The organism is Burkholderia sp. 22PA0099 (genome assembly GCF_047497165.1).
In the GTDB taxonomy this organism is placed as follows: Bacteria; Pseudomonadota; Gammaproteobacteria; order Burkholderiales; family Burkholderiaceae; genus Burkholderia.
This window is the reverse complement of the sequence record NZ_CP163164.1, coordinates 2,566,075-2,585,321: the sequence shown is the minus strand read 5'-3', so window position 1 is coordinate 2,585,321 and position 19,247 is coordinate 2,566,075. Positions and strand designations below refer to the sequence as shown.

General features: G+C 68.8%; 16 protein-coding genes. 10 read left to right on the top strand and 6 right to left on the bottom strand.

Annotated elements, in window-relative coordinates; genetic code table 11:
* Positions 1-16 precede the first annotated feature (16 nt).
* Positions 17-793: an SDR family NAD(P)-dependent oxidoreductase gene (locus AB4851_RS11495; protein ID WP_414447301.1), complete on the bottom strand. Its 777-nt coding sequence runs from the start codon at positions 791-793 to the stop codon at positions 17-19.
* A gap of 225 nt (positions 794-1,018) precedes the next feature.
* Between AB4851_RS11495 and gcvA the strand changes: the two genes are divergently transcribed.
* The gene (gene gcvA, locus AB4851_RS11490; RefSeq protein WP_414439528.1) at positions 1,019-1,951 is read left to right on the top strand and encodes a transcriptional regulator GcvA; all 933 of its coding nucleotides are present in this window, start codon (positions 1,019-1,021) and stop codon (positions 1,949-1,951) included.
* A 218-nt stretch (positions 1,952-2,169) separates the two neighbouring features.
* Here gcvA and AB4851_RS11485 read toward each other — a convergent pair whose 3' ends face one another.
* The 3 genes from AB4851_RS11485 to AB4851_RS11475 all read right to left on the bottom strand — a co-directional run bounded on the left by AB4851_RS11485 (position 2,170) and on the right by AB4851_RS11475 (position 5,537).
* The gene (locus tag AB4851_RS11485; protein WP_414447300.1) at positions 2,170-3,033 is read right to left on the bottom strand and encodes an arylamine N-acetyltransferase family protein; all 864 of its coding nucleotides are present in this window, start codon (positions 3,031-3,033) and stop codon (positions 2,170-2,172) included.
* 149 nt (positions 3,034-3,182) lie between these two features.
* Entirely contained in the window at positions 3,183-3,911 is a 729-nt protein-coding gene (locus AB4851_RS11480; RefSeq protein WP_414447299.1) for a hypothetical protein, read from the bottom strand.
* 150 nt (positions 3,912-4,061) lie between these two features.
* Positions 4,062-5,537, bottom strand: coding sequence for an amidase (locus tag AB4851_RS11475; RefSeq protein WP_414447298.1), 1,476 nt, complete (start codon positions 5,535-5,537; stop codon positions 4,062-4,064).
* 402 nt (positions 5,538-5,939) lie between these two features.
* Here AB4851_RS11475 and AB4851_RS11470 point away from each other — a divergent pair, with 402 nt between their 5' ends.
* Positions 5,940-6,374, top strand: a complete 435-nt coding sequence (locus tag AB4851_RS11470; RefSeq protein ID WP_414447297.1) for a universal stress protein — start codon at positions 5,940-5,942, stop codon at positions 6,372-6,374.
* 149 nt (positions 6,375-6,523) lie between these two features.
* Here the strand turns inward: AB4851_RS11470 and AB4851_RS11465 are convergent, their stop codons facing one another.
* Both AB4851_RS11465 and AB4851_RS11460 read right to left on the bottom strand, forming a co-directional pair.
* Positions 6,524-7,135 carry a thioredoxin fold domain-containing protein gene (locus AB4851_RS11465; protein ID WP_414447296.1) on the bottom strand — a complete coding sequence of 204 codons (612 nt, stop codon included), beginning with the start codon at positions 7,133-7,135 and terminating at the stop codon, positions 6,524-6,526.
* A gap of 213 nt (positions 7,136-7,348) precedes the next feature.
* On the bottom strand, positions 7,349-7,945 hold the full coding sequence (locus AB4851_RS11460) for an alpha-ketoglutarate-dependent dioxygenase AlkB family protein (RefSeq protein WP_414447295.1): 597 nt from the start codon (positions 7,943-7,945) through the stop codon (positions 7,349-7,351).
* A gap of 198 nt (positions 7,946-8,143) precedes the next feature.
* On the opposite strand from AB4851_RS11460, the gene AB4851_RS11455 reads away from it, so the two are divergent.
* The 8 genes from AB4851_RS11455 (at position 8,144) to AB4851_RS11420 (ending at position 19,128) form a co-directional block, all read left to right on the top strand.
* Positions 8,144-8,728 (top strand): malonic semialdehyde reductase, encoded by a 585-nt coding sequence (locus AB4851_RS11455; protein ID WP_414439535.1) that lies wholly within the window; start codon positions 8,144-8,146, stop codon positions 8,726-8,728.
* Positions 8,729-8,865: 137 nt separating this feature from the next.
* Entirely contained in the window at positions 8,866-10,029 is a 1,164-nt protein-coding gene (locus tag AB4851_RS11450; RefSeq protein WP_414447294.1) for a metallophosphoesterase, read from the top strand.
* A 144-nt stretch (positions 10,030-10,173) separates the two neighbouring features.
* Positions 10,174-11,652, top strand: coding sequence for an NAD-dependent succinate-semialdehyde dehydrogenase (locus AB4851_RS11445; RefSeq protein WP_414447293.1), 1,479 nt, complete (start codon positions 10,174-10,176; stop codon positions 11,650-11,652).
* A gap of 22 nt (positions 11,653-11,674) precedes the next feature.
* Positions 11,675-13,069, top strand: coding sequence for an aspartate aminotransferase family protein (locus AB4851_RS11440; RefSeq protein WP_414447292.1), 1,395 nt, complete (start codon positions 11,675-11,677; stop codon positions 13,067-13,069).
* A 126-nt stretch (positions 13,070-13,195) separates the two neighbouring features.
* Positions 13,196-13,723, top strand: coding sequence for an Lrp/AsnC family transcriptional regulator (locus tag AB4851_RS11435; RefSeq protein ID WP_414447291.1), 528 nt, complete (start codon positions 13,196-13,198; stop codon positions 13,721-13,723).
* 100 nt (positions 13,724-13,823) lie between these two features.
* Positions 13,824-14,852 carry a glycine betaine/L-proline ABC transporter substrate-binding protein ProX gene (proX, locus tag AB4851_RS11430; protein ID WP_414447290.1) on the top strand — a complete coding sequence of 343 codons (1,029 nt, stop codon included), beginning with the start codon at positions 13,824-13,826 and terminating at the stop codon, positions 14,850-14,852.
* 537 nt (positions 14,853-15,389) lie between these two features.
* Positions 15,390-16,658: an MFS transporter gene (locus AB4851_RS11425; RefSeq protein ID WP_414447289.1), complete on the top strand. Its 1,269-nt coding sequence runs from the start codon at positions 15,390-15,392 to the stop codon at positions 16,656-16,658.
* Between the two features lie 49 nt (positions 16,659-16,707).
* Positions 16,708-19,128: a TIM-barrel domain-containing protein gene (locus tag AB4851_RS11420; RefSeq protein ID WP_414447288.1), complete on the top strand. Its 2,421-nt coding sequence runs from the start codon at positions 16,708-16,710 to the stop codon at positions 19,126-19,128.
* Positions 19,129-19,247 lie beyond the last annotated feature (119 nt).

Below are 19,247 nucleotides of genomic sequence, written 5' to 3'. Positions count from 1 at the left end.
GGGGGATGAGCGACGCTCAGGCGTGGCGGCCGGCCATCACGCCGCCGTCCACCGGCAGCACCGTGCCGGTGATCCACGAGGCTTCGGCCGATGCAAGAAACAACATCGCTTCGGCCACGTCCGCCGGCTGGCCGTTGCGCCCGAGCGGGTGGAACGCGTTGAAGGCCGGCAGCGTGGCCTTGACCTGATCGTCCGACATGAACGTGTTGTAGACCGGCGTTTCCACCACGGCCGGGGCGACCGTGTTGATGCGAATGCGCGACGGCGCGAGTTCGATCGCGAGATTGCGCGTGAGCGCATGCACGCCGGCATTGGCCGCCGAATAGGCCGCCGACGGCGTCGCGCCGATCGCCTGCAGCGCCCACAGCGAGCCGGTCTGCACGATCGCGCCGCCGCCGCGCAGTTGCATCGCCTTCGCGGCGGCCTGCGCCATGAAGAACTTGCCCTTCAGGATGATGTCGAGAAAGCCGTCGTATTCGGCCTCGTCGACCTCCAGGAACGGCTTCGGGGTGAAGATGCCCGCGTTGTTGATCAGGATGTCGACGCCGCCGAAGGCCTGCGTCGCCAGTTCGACCAGCGCGGCGGCCGCGGCCGGCGTGGCGATGTCGCCCGCCAGATGGCGCACCCGCGCGCCGCTCGCGTCGATCTCGGCCGCCGCCTGCTTGAGCTTGGCCTCGTTGCGCCCGCCGATCACGACGCTCGCCCCCGCCTTGACGAGCCGCGCCGCGACCTCCTTGCCGATGCCCGAGCCGCCGCCGGTGACGATCGCCACCTTGGAAGAAAAACTATGCATGATGAACTCCGTTCGTGATCGTGGAAGGCCACGGGGCGGGCGCGCGGCGCGATTGCCTGGGATGCCCGCCTTGCCGTGGTTCGATACGGCATTGTTCGCCTTCAAGCGATGCGGCACAAACCAGATAATGTGTGTCGCATCAAAAGAAAATCTTTATCGATGCGTGGCGTGCCGGCACCCGCCGGCGTATCCTCGGCGGATCGCCCCGCCCCTGCCGCCCTCATCGTGAAAAGCCCCGTTTTCCTGAACGCGCTGCGCGCGTTCGAAGCCAGCGCCCGCCATCAGAGCTTCTCGGCGGCGGCTGCCGAACTGAACGTCACGCCGGCCGCGGTCGGCCAGTTGGTGCGCTCGCTGGAGGACTGGCTCGGCGCGCCGCTGTTCCATCGCGGCACCAGCGGCCGCGCGCGGCTCGTGCCGACGCCGAGCGCCGAACGCGCGCTGCCCGAGATCCGCGCCGGCTTCGACCGCCTGTCGATCGGCCTCGACCGGCTGCGCGAAGGCACGCGCTCGGGTGTGCTGACGGTGGCCGTCAGCCCCGCATTCGCCGCGAAGTGGCTGCTGCCGCGCATCGAGCGCTTCCACACGCGTTGCCCCGAAACCGACGTGCGGCTCGACACCAACCTGAAACCGGTGGATTTCGTCGCGCAGGGCATCGATATCGGCGTGCGTTACGGACGCGGGGTGTGGGCGGGGCTGGTCGCCGAAAAGCTGATGGACGAACAGATCGATCCGGTCTGCTCGCCGGGCTGGCTCGCGCGGCACGGCGCGCCGGCCTCGCCGCACGCGCTGGCGGGCAAGGCGCTGATTCACGATCTGTCGGTGGAGCCGAACGCGGGGTTCGCGTCGTGGGAGGCGTGGCTGGCCCACGCGGGGGCCGGCGAGGTGGATGCGCGGCGCGGCATGCAGGTCAACAATTCGGCGGCCGTGTTGCAGGCCGCCATCGACGGTCACGGCGTGGCGCTCGCGCGCAGCGTGCTGGCCCGCGACGACGTGGCCGCCGGCCGGCTGGTGCCGCTGTTTCCGCAGATCCGCTTCGCGTCGGCGCTGGGCTACTACGTCGTCTATCGCGCCGATTGCGCGGCGCAACCGAAGCTGGTGGCGTTCAGGGAGTGGCTGATGGCCGAGGCGGCCGGCGGTGGCGAAGCCGCGCCTGCGTAGCGCGGCGCGGTCGTTATCGCGCCCCGGTATTGCAGTAGTTGTTGCTGCCTTGACTGCCGCCTTATAGCGGCCGCTTTTCGGCTGCTATAAGGCCACTACCCGAGCCGCACCTCAGCGCCGCCAGGATCAGCACGTAGCCTGCGCGAGCGCATCGATATTGCCGCCTTATAGCAGCCGTTTTCGGCCACTACCCGAGCCGAGCCTCAGCGCCGCCAGGATCAGCGCGTGGCCTGCGCCTGCGCGAGCGCATCGAGCGCCGCGCTGCGCGCCTGGACACGCGCGAACAAGCCTTCGACGTCGAAGCCGTCGAGATCGATGTCGAAGCGCTCGTCGAGGCACGCCGCCCAGGCGGCCGGATCGGCAAGGCGCTCGCTCGTGGCCTCCCCGTGCGCGTCGCGCAGCGTGAGCACGTCGTTGAGCAAGGCAGCGCGCCCGTCGGGCAGCACGCGGCTGACGATCAGGTCGTTGACGAACTTCGAATCGGGATGGGTGGACGTGTACCAGTTCGCCACGTCGATATCGACGCGCTCGACGCGCCGCGTGCCGAACCGGTAGACGCTCTCCCAACGCTTCGTCGTCCTGAATTCGAGATCGAACTCGCCCGGCACCGGCGCGACCACCATCCGGTAGTCGCCATGCGGCGTGCGCTGCACGCGGCCGGGCGTGGCGGCCAATGGCGCGGTTTGCGTCACGGCGCCGAAACCCACGTCCACATTCCAGCTTTCGCCATCGAGATCGACGCGCAGCAGCTTGTGGGTTTGCGGCGTCGCCACATCGGTGGTCTGCTGCCAGCGCACGCGCGCGATCAGCGGCGTGACGCGAAACCCGAACTGCCGCAGCACCGCGTGGAACAACCGGTTCTGCTCGAAGCAGTAGCCGCCGCGACGGCGCGTCACGAGCTTGGACGCCAACGACATCATGTCGAGCCGCACCGGCAGCCCGATCAGCGGATCGAGATTCTCGAACGGGATCGCGCGCGGATGCAGCAGATGCAGTTGCCGCAGCGCGTCGAGCGTCGGCTCCACCCTGCCGCGATAGCCGATGCGTTCGAGGTAGATCGGGAGATCGAGATCGTTGTACATGCTGGAGGAATCCGTTGGGAGAGGGAGCCGTCGGCGGCTGCGCGTTACCTTAGCACTGCGTGGCATCCGGCGCCCGAAAAACACCGCGGGCCGCGTGGCATGCGCGGCCCGTCGTGGTTGCCGTGGTGCCGTGCAACATGGCCCGGCAATCAGCGCGTCACGCGGCGCAGCGCCAGCGTGGCGGCCGGCGGCACGTCGATGCCGTGCGCCGACGCGTAGTGCACCGCGTCATGGAGCGTCGTGGTGGCGGCGTCGATCTGGTCGGGGGCGTGTTCGGCGAAGCGCGAGGCAGTGGCGTCGACCGCCTGCGCATGGCCGTCGCCTTGCGGCAAGGCCTCGAAGCGTTGCAGGCCCTCGCCGAGCGAGGCAAGGCCGGTGCGGAACGTGTCGCGATCGATGCCGGCCGGCGGCGCCGAGGCGAACGCCTGCGACAACGCCTGCGCCACCGATTGCTGCGCGCCGCCGATCTGCGTCAGCGCGGTGGCCGACACCGGCTCGGCCGCGCCATCGTCGGCGCCGAGCCTGCCGGCGGCGCCGGCCGCCTGCCCGGCCGCGCCGGACAGCCCCATCGCCGCGGCCAGATCGGCCTGCCCCGCCAGCACACGGCGGTTCGCATCGACATAGTCGTGCCAGTTGGCGGAGGGAGAGGGCGAGGACGACGGAGAGACCGGCGCGTCGCCACGATCACGATCCTGAACGGCGGCGTATTGGTATTGCGCGTATTGCGCGGCAGCGGGAGCCGCAGCGCGTCCCGGGCCGTGCGTCTGCTGGGCATGCGCGACCGCGCCGGCGGCAAAACCGGCCGCCGCCATGAAGGCCGTTCGCGCATGCGTCTTCGCGATCGACCGAACCTTGTGTGCGTGTTTCAGCGCTTTCATGGGGGAAATTGTCCGCGCTGCCGCAAGGCCGGTGCAATCGCCGATACATCTCGAAACGAGTTGCCGGGAAGCTGAACGGACCAGGCCGATTTTTTCCCGAAGCGAAACAAACCGGGCCGGGTGCCCATCGGCAGGCCGCCCGTCCGCCTCTCAACCCGCGAACATCGACGGCAAGCGCCGCGCCACCCAATCGCCGGCCTGCTGATAAGCCTGCGCGAGTTGCAGCACGCCGAAATCGTCGCGCGGCCGGCCGATCAGTTGAATGCCGGTCGGCAAGCCCGCCGCGTTGAAGCCCGCCGGTACGTTGACGACCGGGCTGCCTGCGAGCGTCCACGGCGTGACGGTTTCCATCCAGCGGTGATAGCTGTCCATCGCGCGCCCGTCGATGGTGGCGGGCCAGCGCGCCTCGACGTCGAACGGGAACACCTGCGCGGTGGGCGCGGCGATGAAGTCGTAGCGCTCGAACATCTCCAGCAGGGCCTGATACCACGCGGAGCGCGCGGCGCTGGCCTCCACGACGTTCTCCGCCGTCATCGCCAGCATGCCCTCGACCTCGAACACGGCCTCGGGCTTGAGCAGCGCACGCCGCGCCCGGTCGCGGTAATGCACGAGCGCCGCCCCGCCCGACATCAGGTGCCGGTGCGCAAGCCAGACCTGCCAGATGCGCGCAGGCTCGAACGCCGGCAACGCCGCATCGACCTCGCAGCCGATCGTGCGCAGCGTGCCGAGCGCCTGCTCGCCCAACGCGAGCAGGCCCGGTTCCATCGCGAGGTAGCCGTTCCAGTCGCCCACCCAGGCGATCCGCTTGCCGCGCAGATCGGCATCGAGCGGTTGCGTGAAGCGCGCGGGATCGTCGTCGAGCGATTGCGCGTCGCGCGCATCGCGGCCGGCCTGGATCGCGAGCAACTGCGCGAGATCGGTGACGGTGCGGCCCATCGGCCCTTCGGTGCTGAACTGCTGGTAGAACACGTCGGCGGCCGGCCAGCGCGGCACGCGCCCCGCCGACGGCCGGAAGCCGAGCACGTTGCAGAACGCGGCCGGGTTGCGCAGCGAGCCGCCGAAATCGCTGCCGTCGGCCACCGGCAGCATGCGCGCGGCCAGCGCCGCCGCCGCGCCGCCGCTGCTGCCGCCCGCGCTCTTGCCGAGATCGTGCGGGTTGCGCGTGGCGCCGTACACCTCGTTGAACGTGTGCGAGCCGAGCCCGAACTCGGGCGTGTTGGTCTTGCCGATGAAGATCGCACCGGCCGCACGCACGCGGGCCACCGAGAGCGAATCCACATTGGGCACGAAATCGCGGAAGATCGGCGAGCCCATCGTCGTGACGAGGCCCTGGGTCAGCGCGAGATCCTTGGGCGCCTGCGGCATGCCGTGCATCCAGCCCTGCCACTCGCCGCGCGCGAGCGCCGCGTCCTTCTCGGCGGCCTCGGCCAGCAGCACGGCGCGCTCGCGCAGCGCGACGATCGCGTTGACGCGGCCGTTCACGCGCTCGATGTGGTCGAGGTAGGCGCGCATCGTCTCGACGCACGAGAGCTGCTTGCTGCGGATCGCGTCGGACAGCGCATGCGCGGGCAGCGCGACGATCGGATCAAGGGAAAGGGAAGACGAGGGAGAAGCGGGGGTGTTCATGCGGCACTCCTGAAACGGACGAGGGGGGAAGCCGGCCCGATGGCGGGCACTTCGAAGAATGCCAACAATTATAGGGAGCCAAGACGGGCATGACTGCGCGATTTTGTCATCAATTCCGGATTTTTCTCGCATAATCCATTGCGATACCCAATGAATTGTCGCCAATTATGCATCACGATTGCAATAATCCTGGCGCTCTCTCCCCATGCTCAATAATCGTGTCGTATGTCATTTATGCGCATAAACATAAAATTTTAGATTTTTCATTCACCGTGGCGTTGCGGCGCAACGCGCGTGCGCGGCCGGCGTTGATGCGATTTTTATGCACGCCGCCGCAGTCTTTACACGATCGGTATCGCGATGCGCCTACGCTGCGGGCATCGCTTCCGATCCTTCGCCGCCATGCTGAAACTGCTCGTTCCCGTCGGTCATTCCCCGCGCGCCCTGCAAGCCGTGCGTCACGCCGCGTTCCTGTATCGCGAGCGCTGCGTGTCGGAGGTGCTGCTCGTCAACGTGCAGCCGCCGCTCGGCGGCGCGCGCGGCGACGCGTTTCATACCCATCGGGAACTCGATCAGATCGGCCGCGCGGCGGCCACCCACGACCTGGCCGAGGCGATCGCGATCCTGCGCGACGCGGGCGTACTGCATTCGGTGACGATGCGCTTCGGCGCGACGGCCGATGCGATTGCGCGTTGCGCGCTCGAACACGGCTGCGACGAGATCGTCGTCACGGCGCCGCGCCGCAATCCGCTGCACTGGTTGGTGCGATTGCTCGGTTTCGGCCTGCACGACCGGCTGATGCGGCTGACCAAGGTGCCGGTGACGGCCGTGCAATGAGCGATATGACGCTCGCTGCCTGCGCGGTGAGAATGGTTGCGTGGTCGGGATGACTGAACATCGGCCGCTGCCGGTTGCCCGACAACGGCCGATGCTCGCGCGCACCGCACCGGGCCTGAGGCTGCCAACCCGGCGCGGCGCACGCCGGCTCAACGATAGCGTTGCAGTTCCGGATCGTTGATCGGCTGCTCGGCCAGGTTCGTGATGGCCGGCAGCGCGCTCAGGTGCGGCAGGCCGTTCAGGCCGATCCACTTGCCGGTCTTGTCGCGGTAGATCACGGTGGGCGTGCCGTCGAAACCGAGTTCGCGGAACATCGTTGCGTTCGCATCGAGTTTGGCCTTCGCGTCGGCCGGCACCACCGGCAGCGGTGCGATGCCGCCCGATTCGTCCTTCTCCGAGTAGCGCGTCTCGAGCGTGTTCAGCAGCGCGGCGCCGTCGGGCGCCTTGAGCAGCGCGGCGGCCTTGCCGGTCGAATCGGGCTTCAGGAACGCCAGCGGAATCCAGCGGACCTGCAGGCCGGCCGCCTCGTAGGGCCGCAGCGCGCGCCACATCAGGTGGCAGTAGATGCAGTTCGGATCCATGAACACATAGACCGTCGATTTGACCTGCGCGCCGCTCGCGCCTTCGACGATCGCGGGGGCGGCCTGCACGCGCGCGATCTGCGCGGCGTTCAGCGTGGGCGGCGGCGGTTCGGCCGCCTGGCTCGTCAGTCCGATGCTCAGGGCCACGGCGGCCAGGGCGATGCTGATCCGTGTCTTCATGAAATCCTCGTGGTGTTCCGGGAAAAGCCGCGCCGGTGCCGGAATCGGCTCGCGCGGCGACGGTGCAGCATTCTCGCGCGTTCGGCGCAATCGTGCGCGCCGTCGCGCGAACCGGGGGTGCCGGCCGCCGGCAGCGGCGGCAAAATCGGCCACGATACCGGCCCGCGCGGGGCGCACGGCTGACGCCAGGATGACGGCGCTGCCAGCCAGCCGTCAGCGCGCGCGGCGCGGCGTGACGAAGCGGAACGTCAGGTTGATGCGCTCGCCCTGCACGGCCGGCGCTTTCGCGAGCCGGTGGGTCCAGTCGCGCTGGGTCGCGCCGTGCATCACGAGCAGGCTGCCGTGCGCGAGGCGATAGGCGCGCACCACGCCGGTGTCGCGATGCCGCAGGTCGAACATGCGCGCCACGCCCAGGCTGACCGACGCGATCACCGGGGCCTCGCCGAGTTCCGGCTCGTTGTCGCTGTGCCAGCCCATGCCGTCCGCGCCCGAGCGGTAGCGGTTCAGCAGCACGCTGTTGAAACGCGTCGCGCAGGCGGCCTCGGCCAGTGCGCGCAATTCGGCGACGGCGGGCGTCCACGGGGCAGGGATATTGCGCAGCCCGGAGTAAACGTAGACGGCATCGGGCTCGCCCTGCCAAGCCGTGAGCCGCGGCATCGGCACCGGCCCGCGCGGGGTGCGGATCGACTCCTGCTTCCAGTCGACCTCGGCGCGCAGGTGCGCGAGCAGCAGGTCGGCCCGCTCGCGCGGCAGCCAGTCGGGGTGCCAGTCCACATCGGGGGCCGGCAGCGTGTCGAACAGATCGTCCATCGTCGGTAGAAATCCTCACATCCGGCTATCATCGCGGCATGGTACGGGCGCCGCAAGGCCGGCGCATCATGCGGGCTTGCGCTTTCTTTCGTACTTTTTCCTTTCGCGCGACTTTCGCCCCGCGGCAACGTTGCAGCGCTCGTCGTCGCCTTACCTCCTGTCAACCGGGCCACCGCCCCTCTCTATACGGATCGATCCATGACGCTCTCCGATTCCGCTCTCGATCAACTGTTCCGCACCGCCCGCACGCACAATGCCTGGCAGCCGAAGCCCGTCGACGACGCGCTGCTGCGCCAGCTCGTCGAACTGACCCTGTGGGGGCCGACCTCGGCCAACGCCAGCCCGGCACGTTTCGTGTTCGTGAAGTCGCCCGAGGCGAAGGCCAAGCTCAAGCCGGCGCTGGCCGAAGGCAACCTCGACAAGACCATGGCCGCGCCCGTCACGGCGATCGTCGGCATGGACATGGCCTTCTACGAACACCTGCCGAAGCTGTTCCCGCACGCCGACGCGCGCAGCTGGTTCGCCGGCAACGACGCGCTGATCGAGGCCACCGCGTTCCGCAACGCGTCGCTGCAAGGCGCGTACCTGATCCTCGCCGCGCGTGCGCTCGGACTCGACGCCGGCCCGATGTCCGGCTTCGACGCGGGCAAGGTCGAAGCCGCGTTCTTCGCCGGCACGCAGGTCAAGGCGAACTTCCTGATCAACCTCGGCTACGGCGACCCGGCGGGCCTGTTCCCGCGCAGCCCGCGCTTCGCGTTCGACGAGGCCGCCCGCATCGAATAAGCGCGAGGCCGATGCCGCCCTCGCCCTCGCCGCCCTGGTCGCGTGCGATGCGCCGAGGCGGCATTGGCCGAAGTTCGTTTGCGAACATCGCGCACGCCGCCCCTCCACCGCCCCACCCCACTTCAGTTGTCCCGATCATGCGACGCATCCCCGCCTTCCTGTTGCGGATGACGACCTTCGGCGTGCTGTTCCACGTCTATGTCGGCCTCCGGTTGATTCCCGATTTCTCGTCGAACGCCGCGCGCGTCGCGGCCGTGCTGTGGCTGATCGCCTCGTGCTTCGTGATTCCGCTCGGCATGCTGTCGCGCACGTTCGAGCGCCAGCCGCTCGGCGACCGCGTGGCCTGGGTCGGCCTGCTCGAAATGGGCTTCTTTTCGTCGCTGCTGGTGCTGACGCTGCTGCGCGACGTGTTGCTGCTCGTGCTGGCGGGCGTCGATGCGGTCGCGCCGGACGTGGTGCGGCTCGCCGATTGGCGCGCGGCGACGGCGCTGGCCGTGCCGCTGCTGGCGCTGGCCGCCAGCGCGATCGGCTTCCTCAACGCGCGCCGCCTCGCACGCGTGGTGGAGGTGGCGGTGCCGATCGACGGCCTGCCCGCCGCGCTCGACGGCTTCACGATCGTGCAGATCAGCGACGTGCACGTCGGCCCGACCATCAAGCGCGGCTACGTCGAAGCGATCGTCAATGCGGTGAACGGCCTTCGGCCGGACGCGATCGCGGTGACGGGCGACATCATCGACGGCAGCGTGGCGCGGCTCTCGCCCCATACCGCGCCGCTCGGCCAGTTGCGCGCGCGGCACGGCGCGTTCCTCGTGACCGGCAACCACGAATACTATTCGGGCGCCGACGCGTGGGTGGCCGAATTCCGCCGCATCGGCCTGACCGTGCTGATGAACGAGCACCGCACGCTGGAGCACGACGGCGGCCGGCTGGTGCTGGCCGGCGTGACCGACTACTCGGCCGGCCAGTTCGATCCGGCGCAGCGCAGCGATCCGGCCGGTGCGCTGGCCGGCGCGCCCGCCGACGTGCCGTGGCGCGTGCTGCTCGCGCACCAGCCGCGCACCGCGAACGCGGCGGCCGAGGCCGGCTTCACGCTGCAACTGTCGGGGCATACGCACGGCGGGCAGTTCTTCCCGTGGAACTTCTTCGTGCCGCTGCAGCAGCCGTTCGTGGCCGGCCTCGCCCGGCTCAAGGGCATGTGGGTCTATACCAGCCGCGGCACCGGCTACTGGGGGCCGCCGAAACGCTTCGGCGCGCCGTCGGAAATCACCCGCATCCGGCTGGTGACGGGGCGCGCGGCTTAACCCCGGCCCGATCGGGGCAAGATTCTTTCCTCGAACGCCACCACAAGCAGAAAAATCCGCAAGCCTGGCGCCCCGAAACCGAAATTTCCGGGGCGCGTGCGGGGGCATAGTGATCGTCATTCCGTTCCCCATGGAGTCGATTTCATGCTCACCGGACATCCGGTCCCGATCCGCTCGCAATGCCATGTCGACGGCCGCTGGATTTCCAGCGACAGCGGCGCGACGCTCGACGTACGCAACCCCGCGGACCAATCCGTCATCGGCCAGGTGCCGATGCTCGATCGCGCGCAGATCACGGCCGCGATCGATGCGGCGCAACGCGCGTTCGAACGCTGGCGCTGGGTGCCCCAGGCGCAACGCAGCGCGCTGCTGCTGCGCTGGCATGCGCTGCTGATCCGCCATCTCGACGATCTCGCGGCCCTGCTGGCGCTCGAACAGGGCAAGCCGTTCGCGCAGGCGCAAGGCGAATTGCGCTACGGCGCGAGCTTCGTCGAATGGTTCGCCAACGAGGCGAAGCGCCCGGCCGGCCGCACCATCGCATCCCATATCGACGGCGCCCATCTGGGCACTATCGCCGAACCGGTCGGCGTAGCCGCGCTGATCACGCCGTGGAATTTCCCGATGGCGATGATCACGCGCAAGGCGGCGGCCGCGATCGCGATCGGTTGCACGACGGTCGTGAAGCCTGCTCACGAAACGCCGTTTTCCGCGCTCGCGCTGGCGCATTTCGCCGAGCAGGCCGGCTTTCCGCCCGGCGTGTTCAACGTGGTGATCGGCGAGCCGCAGATGGCGATGGAAACGCTGGTGTCGGATACCCGCGTGCGCGCGGTCAGCTTCACCGGATCGACGCGCGTGGGCGGGCTGGTGATGCAGGTCGCCGCCGCCGCCGGCATCAAGAAGGTGGCGCTCGAACTGGGCGGCAACGCGCCGTTCATCGTCACCGCCTGCGCCGAACTCGAACAGGCGGTGGCCGTGGCGGTGGCGGCCAAGTTCCAGACCTCCGGGCAGGATTGCTGCGCGGCGAATCGCATCTATGTCGCGCGGCCGCTCTATGAAGCCTTTCTCAACCGTTATGCCGCAGCCGTGCGGGGCCTGAAAGCGGGGCCGGCGTTCGAACCGGGCGCGCAGATCGGGCCGCTGATGCACCAGGCCGCGTTCGATGCCACCGTCGCGCGCGTGGCCGACGCGCGCGAGAAAGGCGCGCGCATCCTGGCGGGCGGCGGCCCGCATGCGCTGGGCGGCTGGTTCTTCGCGCCCACCGTGATCGCCGATGCGCGGCCCGGCATGCGCGTGGTCGACGAGGAAAACTTCGCGCCGATCTCGGCCGTCAGCGCCTTCGACACGCTCGACGAGGTGATCGCGGCAGCCAACGACACCGAATACGGCCTGGCCGCCTATGTGTGCGCGACCCGCGCCGACCTGATCTTCCAACTGGTGCGCCGGCTCGATTTCGCGATGATCTCGGTCAACGGCTCGAGCTTCACCGGCGCGCCGGTGCCGTTCGGCGGCATGAAGGCGTCGGGGCTCGGCCGCGAAGGCGGCAGCGAGGGCTTCGAACCGTTCACCGAAACCAAATATTTCTGCCTCGGCGATCTCGGCCTGCCCGTGACGCCGATGGCTTGACGCAAGCACGCCAGGAGACGCCATGACTCAACCGCTCGATACGCTGTTCGATCAGGACCGCGAACATTTCATGCACCCGTCCACCCACGCCTACGATCATGCGTCCGGCGCCCTGCCGGGCAAGATCATTCGCGGCGGCAAGGGCATCCGCATCCAGGACCACCAGGGCCGCGAATACATCGACGCGTTCGCGGGGCTCTACTGCGTGAACATCGGCTACGGACGCACCGAGGTGGCCGACGCGATGCATGCCCAGGCCAGGGAGCTGGCCTATTACCACACCTACGTCGGCCATTCCTCGGACGCGATTATCGCGCTGTCGGCGCGCATCATCGATTGGTCGCCGCCGGGCATGAAGAAGGTTTATTACGGCATGTCCGGCTCCGATGCGAACGAAACCCAGGTCAAGCTCGTCTGGTACTACAACAACGTGCTGGGACGGCCGAACAAGAAGAAAATCATCTCGCGCGAACGCGGGTATCACGGCTCGGGCATCGTGACGGGCAGCCTCACGGGCCTGCCGAGTTTTCACCAGCATTTCGATCTGCCGATCGATCGCGTCAAACACACCGTCTGCCCGCACTGGTATCGCAAGGCGCCGGCCGGCATGGACGAGGCCCGGTTCGTCGCATATTGCGTCGAGGAACTGGAGCAACTGATCGCCCGCGAGGGCGCGGACACCATCGCCGCGTTCATCGCCGAGCCGGTGATGGGCACCGGCGGCATCATCGCGCCGCCGGCGGGCTACTGGGCCGCGATTCAGCAGGTGCTGCGCCGCCACGACATCCTGCTGATCTCCGACGAGGTCGTGTGCGGCTTTGGCCGCCTCGGCTCGAAGATGGGCGCCCAGCATTACGGCATCGAGCCCGACCTGATCACCGTCGCGAAGGGCCTGACGAGCGCCTATGCGCCGCTGTCCGGCGTGATCGTGGGCGAACGCGTGTGGGACGTGATCGCGCGCGGCTCGCGCGAGCATGGCCCGATGGGGCACGGCTGGACCTATTCGGGACATCCCGTCTGCGCCGCCGCCGCGCTGGCCAACCTCGACATCCTCGAACGCGAGAATCTCGCCGGCAACGCGGCGCAGGTCGGCCGCTATTTCGGCGAGCGCCTGCGCGAAAGCTTCGACACGCATCCGATGGTCGGCGAGGTGCGCAGCGTGGGCATGCTGGCGGCGCTCGAATTCATGGCGGACAAGGAGGCGCGCCTGCCCTTCGATCCGGCGTTGAAGATCGGCGCGCAAGTCTCGGCGGCGGCGCTCGAACGCGGCGTGATCGCGCGCGCCATGCCGCACGGCGACATCCTGGGCTTCGCACCGCCGCTGGTGATGACGCGTGCCGAGGCCGACGAGATCGTCGCGACGGTGAAGCAGGCGGTGGACCAGGTTGCCGATCGTGTCGCGGCCGGCGCCAGGTAAACCCGCACGACGCGCAGGACTGCTCGCGAATGACGGAGCGCCGCGCCCGGTTTTCCTCGTTTCGGAGGAAGCACGCTTTTTTGGCATCCCCTAACGTGGTTCATCCAATCGACGACGGGGGACAGCATGAAGAGCGAGCAGGCAAGACCGGGCGGCGCGCGCATCAAACTCGATCGCTACGACATCGCGATCCTGCGCATCCTCTCGACCGAAGGGCGCATCACGAAATCGCGGCTCGCGCAGGAGGTGAACCTGTCGATTTCGCCGGCCTGGGAGCGCGTCAGGCGGCTGGAGGCGCAGGGCCTGATCCGCGGCTATCGGGCGGAAGTGGATTGGGCCGGCGCGTTCACCGGCAGCCGCGTGGTGGTCGAGGTGACGCTTGCGCGGCATACCGCCCAGGACATGCGCCGCTTCGAGGAGCGGGTCGCGGCGGCGCCCGAGGTGGTCGAATGCCTGGCCACCGGCGGCGGCGTCGATTATGTGATGCAGGTGCTGTCGCGCGACATCGCGCATTACCAGCAGTTCATCGATGACCTGCTCGGTGCGCAACTCGGCATCGAGCGTTACTTCACTTACGTGGTGACCAAGGTGATCAAGACCAAGGCGGACGGATTGCCGTCGTGGGCGTCCGACGCGAGCGTGCCGGCCCGATGAGGGCGCGGCGCATTCCGGCATCAGGCACGACAACGAACCGGCGCCCACACGGCGAGCCGGCGAGCCCTACACCCTAACCAGAAAGACAAGGAGATCGATCATGAAGATGCTGAAGCCGGCACTGGCCGCCCTGGCGTGCGTCGCGCTGTGGACCAACGCATGCACCGTGTCGGCCGCCGGCCTGCCGGGCGCCGGCAAGACCGTCCATTACGCGCAAACCGACGGCCTGGGGGCCAACTATGTCTCGGTGCAGATCGCCATCCGGGCGCTCAAGGCGATGGGCTACGAGGTCGGACTGAAGACGATGGGCACGGTGCTGTTCTTCCAGGCGGTGGCGCAGGGCGATGTCGACCTGGAAACGGACGTCAACTTTCCGCAAAGCGACCCGAGCTTTCGCGCGGTCCAGGATCGCGCCGCGCGGGTCGGCAACGGACAGATCGACGGCGGCGGCATCAACGGCTACCTGATCGACCGCAAGACGGCGCTCGCGCACGACATCACCAGCCTGGAGCAGATGAAGGACCCGAAGATCGCCGCGCTGTTCGGCAACGGCGGCAAGGCGCAACTGGTCAGTTGCGACCCCGGCTGGAGCTGCGGCGACGTGGTGAACTACCAGTTGGACAAATTCGGCCTGCGGCAGACCGTCAAGCCGGTGACCGGCAAGTACGAGGCGCTGATGGCCGACGTGGTGTCGAGGATCAAGGCCGGCGAACCCGCGTTCTTCTATGCCTGGAGCCCGTCGTGGACCACCAGCGAGCTGGTGCCCGGCAAGGACGTGGTCTGGCTGCCGACGCCGGCCGACGCGCTGCCGCCGAACGTTCCGAACGCGGGATCGGCGCTCGTGAAGGACGTGCCGGGCTGCGCAGGCGGGGCGAATCCGTGCCGGATGGCGATGGCGTCCTGGAACTACGCCGCAGTGGCCAACAAGGCGTTCATCGCCGCGAATCCCCCGGTGCGCGCGCTCGTCGAGCAGATCCACTTCCCCTCGTCGACCTGGTCGAACTGGGAGCTCGCGATCAGCCAGTCGCATGGCGCGTCGTCGATCGTCGACACGCTGGCCGACCAATGGATCGCCGCGAACAAGGCGACGTTCGACCGCTGGGTGGCGACGGCCAGCGAGGCGCGTTGAGGGGCGCCTGCGTCCGTTCGTTCGTTAGTCACACTATCGAAGCGCGCGCCCGCGACCGGCGCGCGCGCCACGCCCTCCGGCATCCCCCCGATGCCGACCCCGGCGGCCATCGTCGCCGCCATGCTGTCGACACGGCCGACGCGGATTCACATGCGCGGCGTCTGATTCCTCGTGTTCGACAGACGCCCGGACGCCCGGGCGAGGCTTCGCAGCCCCCCCACCTCCACCACGCCGCGCGCGAGCATCTGCATCGCGCCATGGATGTCGAGTTCCCGTCATTTCGCCCGCCTGTTCGTTCATCGCACGCGATGTTCGTACGAACCAAGTTTTCGCTTGACCTTGCTCGTTTGCGAACATACGATGCCATCCATACGCGAAGTCAGTCATCCGACAACGAATGTCGACAGGCTCTGAATCACGGTTTCATCGCACGAATCCGCCGAATTCCAGCCGCTTGTTCTGGCGCTAAGTTGTCCGATCACAGATACCGCGACCTGCCGTTTCAGAAACGGCACCGATATGGACGGAGACAAGGTAGTGAAAACGATCAAGGGTCTGCGCTGGTGGATCATCGTGCTGGTCAGTCTCGGCACGATCATGAATTACCTGGCGCGCAATTCGCTCTCGGTGCTCGCGCCGCAGCTCAAGCACATCTTCGAGCTGACCACGCAGCAGTACTCGTATATCGTCGCGGCGTTCCAGATCGGTTACACGATCATGCAGCCGATCTGCGGGCTGGTGGTCGACATCCTCGGCTTGCGGCTCGGCTTCGCGCTGTTCGCCGGGCTGTGGTCGCTGGTCGGCATGGCGCACGGCTTCGCCTCGGGCTGGCTGTCGCTCGGCCTGCTGCGCGGCCTGCTCGGCCTGACCGAAGCAGCGGCGATTCCCGCCGGCATGAAAGCCGTGGCCGAGTGGTTCCCCGACCGCGAGAAATCGGTGGCGGTGGGCTACTTCAATGCCGGCACCTCGCTCGGCGCCGCGCTCGCGCCGCCCGTGGTGATCTTCCTGTCGATGCGCTTCGGCTGGCAATCGGCGTTCGTCGCCACCGGCGCGCTCGGGCTGGTGTGGGCCACGCTCTGGTATGCGTTCTACCGCTCGCCGTCGCAGCACGCGCTGATCGGCGCCGCCGAACTCGACCTGATCCGCGGCGGCCAGACACGCTTCCCGCCACGCGAGCGCCGCCGCATCGGCGACGTGATCGCCTCGCGCCGCTTCTGGGCGATCGCGCTGCCGCGCTTCTTCGCGGAGCCGGCCTGGCAAACCTTTTCGTTCTGGATTCCTCTGTATCTCGCCACCGAGCGCAAGATGGATCTCGCGCAGATCGCCGTGTTCGCGTGGATGCCGTTTCTCGCCGCCGACCTGGGCGGCATCGCCGGCGGCTACCTCTCGCCGTTCCTGATGCGCCGCTTCCGCCTGCCGCTGATCTGGTCGCGCGTGGCCGGCGTCGCGCTCGGCGCGCTGATGATGATCGGCCCGGCCGCGATCGGCCTGGTGGCGTCGCCGTATCAGGCCATCGCGCTGTTCTGCCTCGGCGGCTTCGCGCACCAGATGATTTCCGGGCTGGTCAACACGCTGGCGGCCGACGTGTTCGACCCCGAGGAAGTGGGCACCGCGAGCGGCTTCGCCGGCATGGCGGCCTGGATCGGCGGGCTCGGCTTCTCGCTGGTGGTCGGCGCGCTGGCCGACCGCGTGGGCTACGGGCCGCTGTTCGCGTGCCTCGGCGTGTTCGACATCGTCGGCGCGACGCTGCTCGCCGTGCTGATCCGCGGCCAGTCGCGCGAGCAACGCGCGACAGCCTCGCCCTGAAGCGCCCGGCACCCTATTCGATTACTGCACCCGTTCGAGGACAGGACCCATGGTTTCGATGCTTCACCCTCCCCGCTTCTCGGTGGCCGCGCACGGCGGCAACCGGCTCACGCTCGCCGGCGACGGCGGCGCGACGATCGACGTGTTCGTGCTGGAAGACGATATCGTCCGCGTGCGCGTGCTGCCCGACGGCGCCGCGCAGGACGCCGCCACCTGGTCGATCGCGCCCGGCGCGGATGACGTGCCGCTGGCCGGCCGCGACCGCCTCGACCTGTCCGGCTACACGCTGCCGGCCTACGCGTTCTCGTCCGACGACGCGCAGGTGCGGATCGAAACCGCCCAGGTGCGCGTGGAGATCGCGCTGGCCGGCGGCCGTTTCGTCTGGCATCTGCGCGACGCGGAAGGCGCGTGGCGGCAGGTGCTGGCCGACCGCGCCACGCAGGCCGTCAACTTTGGCTGGTGGGACGCGCGCACCTATCACTACACGGCGCGCGAGCGCGGCGAGATGGTGCTCGGCCTCGGCGAGCGCGCCGGCGAGCTGGACCGCTCGGGCCAGCGCTTCGAGATGGTCAACATCGACGCGATGGGCTACAGCGCGCGCCATACGGACCCGCTCTACAAGCACATCCCGTTCGCGATCACCTGGAAGCCCGAGGCCGCGCTCGGCTACGGCCTGTTCTACGACACGCTGGCCGATTGCGCGTTCGACGTGGGCCGCGAGCTCGACAACTACCACGGCCACTACCGCTATTTCGTGGCCGCGCGCGGCGATCTGGACTACTACTTCATCGCCTCGCCGGGCACGCCGCTGGCCGCCACGCGCCGCTTCACCTGGCTGACCGGCCGCCCGGCGCTGATGCCCAAATGGGGCCTCGGCTACTCCGGCTCGACGATGACCTACACCGATGCGCCCGACGCCCAGCAGCGCATGAACGAATTCATCGATGGTTGCGCGCGCCACGATATTCTCTGCGACTCGTTCCATCTGTCGTCGGGCTATACGTCGATCGACGGCAAGCGCTACGTGTTCAACTGGAACCGCGAGAAATTCCCCGACGTCGAGGGCTTCGTGCGGCACTACCTCGATCACGGCATCCGCCTGTGCCCGAACATCAAGCCGTGCCTGCTGCGCGATCACCCCGAATTCGCGGACGCGCAGCAACGCGGCCTGCTGATCGTCGACGCGAACGGCGAGCCGGCCTGGGTGCAGTTCTGGGACGAAGTGGGCGCGTATCTCGACTTCACGAACCCGGCGACGATCGACTGGTGGCGCGAGCACGTGACCGACGCGCTGCTGCGCTACGGCATCCCGGCCACCTGGAACGACAACAACGAGTTCGAGATCTGGACCGCCGACGCCTACGCGCACGGCTTCGGCCAGCGCTTCCCGGCGCGCGACGCCAAGGTGCTGCAGACCATGCTGATGATGCGCGCCTCGCGCGACGCGCAGCGCGCCTACGCGCCGGACCAGCGGCCGTTCCTGGTGTCGCGCTCGGGCGGCGCGGGCATGCAGCGCTACGTGCAAACCTGGTCGGGCGACAACTACACGTCGTGGGACACCCTGCGCTACAACCTGCGCATGGGCCTCGGCCTCGCGCTGTCGGGCGTGTCGAACACCGGCCACGACATCGGCGGCTTCTCCGGCCCCGCGCCCGAGCCCGAATTGCTGACGCGCTGGGTGCAGTTCGGCGTGTTCATGCCGCGCTTCAGCATCCATTCGTGGAACGACGACGGCAGCGTCAACGAACCGTGGATGTACCCCGAAGCAACGCCCGCGATCGCCGATGCGCTGAAGCTGCGCTACCGGCTGATTCCGTACCTGTATCACCTGCTGTGGCTGTCGACCACCCAATACGAACCGGTGCTCGCGCCAACGCTGGCGCGCTTCCCGCACGACCGCCGCTGCCACGAGGCGAACGACGAGATGATGATCGGCGAGGCGCTGCTGGCCGCGCCGGTGGTGGACGCCGGGCAAACCGAACGGCGCGTATACCTGCCGGCCGGCGAGCGCTGGGTGTGCGTCGAGAGCGGCCGTGCGTTCGACGGCGGCCAGGCCGTCACGCTGCCCGCGCCGCTCGACGGGCCGCCGCCGATGTTGCTGCGCGAAGGCCACGTGCTGCCGCTGAACACCGCCGAACAGCACTTCGCCGCGCGCGCCGACGCACGCGGCTTCGTGCTCGCGCCGCGCGCGGCCGACGGCACCGCGTTCGGCGAATGCGTGGAAGACGACGGCGAGAGCGAAGCCTGGCGACGCGGCGAAACCGGCACCTGGCGCATCGCCAGCCGCGCGCACGGCAGCGCGCTGCATCTCGAGGCGAGCTGGAGCGGCGCCTACCGCCGCCCGTTCGACGTCGTCACGCTGCGCCTGCCGGCCGGCGAAACGCGCGCGGTCGTCACGCCCGGCGCGCAGGTCACGGCCGATGCGAACGATGGCCGCTGGCGCACGCTGACGCTGGCGCTGCCCGCGTAAGCCGCGCCGCCGCGCCTGGCACCTGCCCGCGCGCGTACCGATTCGCGTCACGCGCCGCCTGCCGCCCGACAGGCGGCGTCGCACGATCCACGGCCTGCCGACAGACCCGACAGGCCCGA